Source organism: Mesorhizobium sp. M1406 (assembly GCF_040317555.1).
Lineage (GTDB): Bacteria > Pseudomonadota > Alphaproteobacteria > Rhizobiales > Rhizobiaceae > Mesorhizobium.
The window spans coordinates 1-3,356 of record NZ_JAMYKW010000139.1 but is presented as its reverse complement, the minus strand read 5'-3'; the positions used below and the strand labels follow the sequence as shown (position 1 = coordinate 3,356).

Below are 3,356 nucleotides of genomic sequence, written 5' to 3'. Positions count from 1 at the left end.
ACCACGAGATCGACTGGCTCACGTGAAAGAACATAGTCAAACTGCTTGCTATCGTGGACTGCGGTTACCTTCAGGGCATGCATCGGCGATGAGGCGCCGCATTGCGGCATCATCGTCAATGACAAGAACATGTTTCAACGGCACACCTCGTTTTGGGGGTTGCGCCCCGATCAGGGTTGCATTACCTGTGCAAGCAAAAGGCATGTATTAGTGATGACATTACTTGAAATTGAACAACTGGTTCTCAAAACCCTCAACGCTCTAGTTGCCGAAAAAGTAGAGGTGTCGATGACAACCAGAATGCGGGATCTCGGCCTCGACAGCCTCGACTATAACGAGCTTGCTACGGCGATCGAGAGCCGACTTGGCTGGTTTGTCGACGATTACAAGCTCTGGCAATACGAGTCCGTAAGGCATGTCGCCGACGCCGTCGCCAGTCAGGAGTTGCGCACCGCGGAACCACCAGCAGTGCGGCAAGTGCTGGAGTAGTGCTGTAGGCACAGGTTACGGTGAGGGCAGCTTGGGCGGCGGTAGCTATGGCCATTGCTCCGCTGTGGTTTCTATTCGTGACTGGTGTGTTTGAGAACTGTTGGGTCAGCCCGGTCCATGTCGCAGTGCCGATGCCCCCTTGGTGGCGTTGCCCGCAATTGCGATCGCTGCGCCCAGGGCACCAATGCTGACGGTCGTTGTCAGGCCACCCGTTGAATTGTTGTCAGAGGCAACAGTGCCCACCACACCATCCCAATTGGTGGTCGTATAGACCGACATGTAGTCACGGAACACGCTCTCACTATACGTGGTCACGATCGTTGCCGTCGTACCGGTTGGCACGAGGGCTGACCACACTGACAGATAGACCACACCAGAATTGAAGATGCTTTCCACCTGAGCGAGAAGGGTGGCAGCCACACCCCCAATCGTCATACTGTTGACGGTCACTGCACTTTCGGTGTCAGTGGTCTCAGTTGTCACGATGACACGACGATTAGCGTGTGGCGCGACAAGAAGCGGAATGCTGGTGTGGGTGTAAACGGTCGTGGCAGTCGAGTCTTCGTGAGTGCCATTGAAGACCAGATCTATCGGGAACATTTTCTCCCAGACGCCCGAGCTGCGCACATAGACCTGTCGAGCCTTGGTCCAGAGGCTTGAGATTTTCACCCATACGGCGCTGGCCGCCCCCCAGACCCCGGAGGCTTTGACGTAAAGGGCCATTACGGCTGCACCCAGAAATCACCGTCCACGCCGCCAGAAGGGGCAGCGGCCGAGATCGTGACGCTGCGATTTGCCATCGTGCCGACGCCGAGAAGCGCCTTGGTCTGGGCAATGGACTGCGGTCGACGATAATTGTCCCCGGTGCCGTCACTCGACACGCGACCGATGAAGCTCGTCACAGCGTCGGCACCTGTGGCGTAGGTCGAGCGGTACAAACGCGTCGTGATATCACCAGCGCCATCGCGCTGAGGCGATGAACATGTATGGCGAGAGCAGAACGTTTGGGGCGGGGCGGGACGAAGAGGTTGCGGAGGGCTGACAAGGTCGAGACGAAGCGTTGCAGGCCTCCCGGCGATCGGACCCCTGCATCATCCGCTCCCGTTTTCGCGGCGGCACATGGGAATTCTCCGCTCCGTTGTTCAACCCCTTGTGCGACCGGTGCTTGACGTCCGGCATTACCTGTCGCTTTGCCGCTCCATACGACCGCAGCTAGTCGGTGATCATGCGCTTCGGCGCGAGCCCCTGCTTCTTCAACAGCCGCGTCAGCAAGCGCTTGGCGGCCTTGGTGTTGCGGCGGTTTTGCACGATTTCGTCCAGCACATATCCATCCTGGTCGACGGTGCGCCACAACCAAAGCTTTTTGCCGGGCGATGGTGACGACCACTTCGTTCAGGTACCAGACGTCATTCCGGCACGGCGGCTTGCGGCGCAAGCAGCGAGCGCAGTCCAGCCCGAACTTGATGCCCCACCGGCGACTTGTCTCATACGAAACCACGATGCCGCGTTCCAGCAGCATTTCCTCAACCAGGCGCAGGCTCAGCGGAAACCGGAAATAAAGCCAGACCGCGTGGGCGATAATAGGCGGCGGAAATCGGGGGGCGTGTAGCTGACGGCGGGCGTATTCATGCCCCCCCGGCGTCCATGTCGCAAATCTTGACGATTGCTTTGTGTGTCAAGCCCGCCGCAGGTCTCAACGCGTTCAATGCAGACATTGTGAAAATCGCCCTATTCCGCCTTTTTTTACCGCCCCTTAAGTCCCCCGCTCGCATGCTTGTCGATGCCATTGAACTCATAGCCATCGGCCAAGGATTTTGGAAAATATGTTTCCGCTCGCAGCAGAAAACGTGAGAGTCGCTGTAGGCCTAACGTTAAGGGGAGAGAGCGGTTTGATTGGACGAAATGGGTACCGGAGTACCGAGTCATGAAGCCACGAGGTAATCTGGTCCGACTGAAGCAATTTCAGGTGAATGAGAAGCGGCGACAGTTGCACCAGCTAGACATCATGATTGCCGATTTCGAACGCATGGCGCGAGAACTGGACTTCCAGTTAAACGCCGAGGAAACGAAGGCCGGCATCTCCGATGTCAATCATTTCGCTTATCCGACGTTCGCCAAGGCCGCTCGCCTACGTCGTGACAACGTCAAGAATTCGCAATCGGACCTTCTGCGGCAGAGAACCGCAGCCGAGCCATGCCTCGCCGAGGCTGAAGCAGAGCTCTCCAAGGCGCAAATGCTAGAATCGCGCAGCGGCAGAGGCCACGACCTCGAACCCGGCAACCGAAGCGCCATGATCGGCTGAGCCGGATGGCTTCAGCGCGCCTCATTCGCGACACCCGACTGGCCGTTGGCGCGCGAGAGGCGTGCGGGCACTGTAAAGATATCAGCGTATTGATGCAGCGATAGCTGGTCGGGACGGCTGTCATGCTGCGGCGACATACGCGATTTTGTTCCAGATTTGCATGGCGGCGTTACGCAGGTATTGGGGGAAAGTGGAACTGGTTGGCACTCGGATCATCGGTGGAAACGAACCGCTGCCGGCGGATCGGCGCCTGGCGGCAACGCCTGGCGCTTTCGGCGGCGGCGGTAACGGCAAAGCAGGCTGGCCGGTCGAGGATGAAGCGGCACCTGCGCGATGCCGTTCTGCTCACGGCCGGGAGACGGGGTCGGCCCCGCCGGCCGGATGCTGCTCGCTTGGCGCGGCATCGTAAAGTCAACCGACAGCTTATGAAGATGTGCGTACATTGGGCCATGTCAGAAGTTGCTCGTGATCCGCTCTATGGTCGCCACCGCTTTCCCGCCGAGATCATTGCGCACGCGGTATGGCTCTACTTTCGCTTTCCGCTCAGCCTGCGCATGGTTGAGGA

At 58.7% G+C, this 3,356-nt stretch carries 4 protein-coding genes and 4 pseudogenes; 4 read left to right on the top strand and 4 right to left on the bottom strand.

Annotation, left to right across the window (positions count from 1 at the left end):
- A pseudogene (locus tag NKH03_RS34485) lies at positions 1 to 138 on the bottom strand (DNA-binding response regulator); the annotation flags it as partial.
- On the opposite strand from NKH03_RS34485, the gene NKH03_RS34480 reads away from it, so the two are divergent.
- Positions 130 to 489, top strand: a complete 360-nt coding sequence (locus NKH03_RS34480) for an acyl carrier protein (RefSeq protein WP_352973289.1) — start codon at positions 130 to 132, stop codon at positions 487 to 489. The pseudogene NKH03_RS34485 and the gene NKH03_RS34480 overlap by 9 nt on opposite strands.
- A 105-nt stretch (positions 490 to 594) precedes the next feature.
- On the opposite strand, the gene NKH03_RS34475 is transcribed toward NKH03_RS34480, so the two are convergent.
- The 3 genes and pseudogenes from NKH03_RS34475 to NKH03_RS34465 all read right to left on the bottom strand — a co-directional run bounded on the left by NKH03_RS34475 (position 595) and on the right by NKH03_RS34465 (position 2,118).
- Positions 595 to 1,212, bottom strand: coding sequence for a hypothetical protein (locus NKH03_RS34475; RefSeq protein WP_023679572.1), 618 nt, complete (start codon positions 1,210 to 1,212; stop codon positions 595 to 597).
- The gene (locus tag NKH03_RS34470; RefSeq protein ID WP_352487759.1) at positions 1,212 to 1,391 is read right to left on the bottom strand and encodes a hypothetical protein; all 180 of its coding nucleotides are present in this window, start codon (positions 1,389 to 1,391) and stop codon (positions 1,212 to 1,214) included. Before NKH03_RS34470 ends, NKH03_RS34475 begins: the two co-directional genes overlap by 1 nt.
- Positions 1,388 to 2,118 (bottom strand): annotated as a pseudogene (locus tag NKH03_RS34465) (IS6 family transposase). Before NKH03_RS34465 ends, NKH03_RS34470 begins: the two are co-directional and overlap by 4 nt.
- A 295-nt stretch (positions 2,119 to 2,413) precedes the next feature.
- Between NKH03_RS34465 and NKH03_RS34460 the strand changes: the two are divergent.
- The 3 genes and pseudogenes from NKH03_RS34460 to NKH03_RS34450 all read left to right on the top strand — a co-directional run.
- Complete coding sequence (locus NKH03_RS34460; RefSeq protein ID WP_023679574.1) at positions 2,414 to 2,791, top strand: hypothetical protein; 378 nt, start codon at positions 2,414 to 2,416, stop codon at positions 2,789 to 2,791.
- 122 nt (positions 2,792 to 2,913) lie between these two features.
- Positions 2,914 to 3,165: pseudogene (locus tag NKH03_RS34455) on the top strand (DUF1403 family protein); the annotation flags it as partial.
- A gap of 75 nt (positions 3,166 to 3,240) precedes the next feature.
- A pseudogene (locus NKH03_RS34450) lies at positions 3,241 to 3,356 on the top strand (IS6 family transposase); the annotation flags it as partial.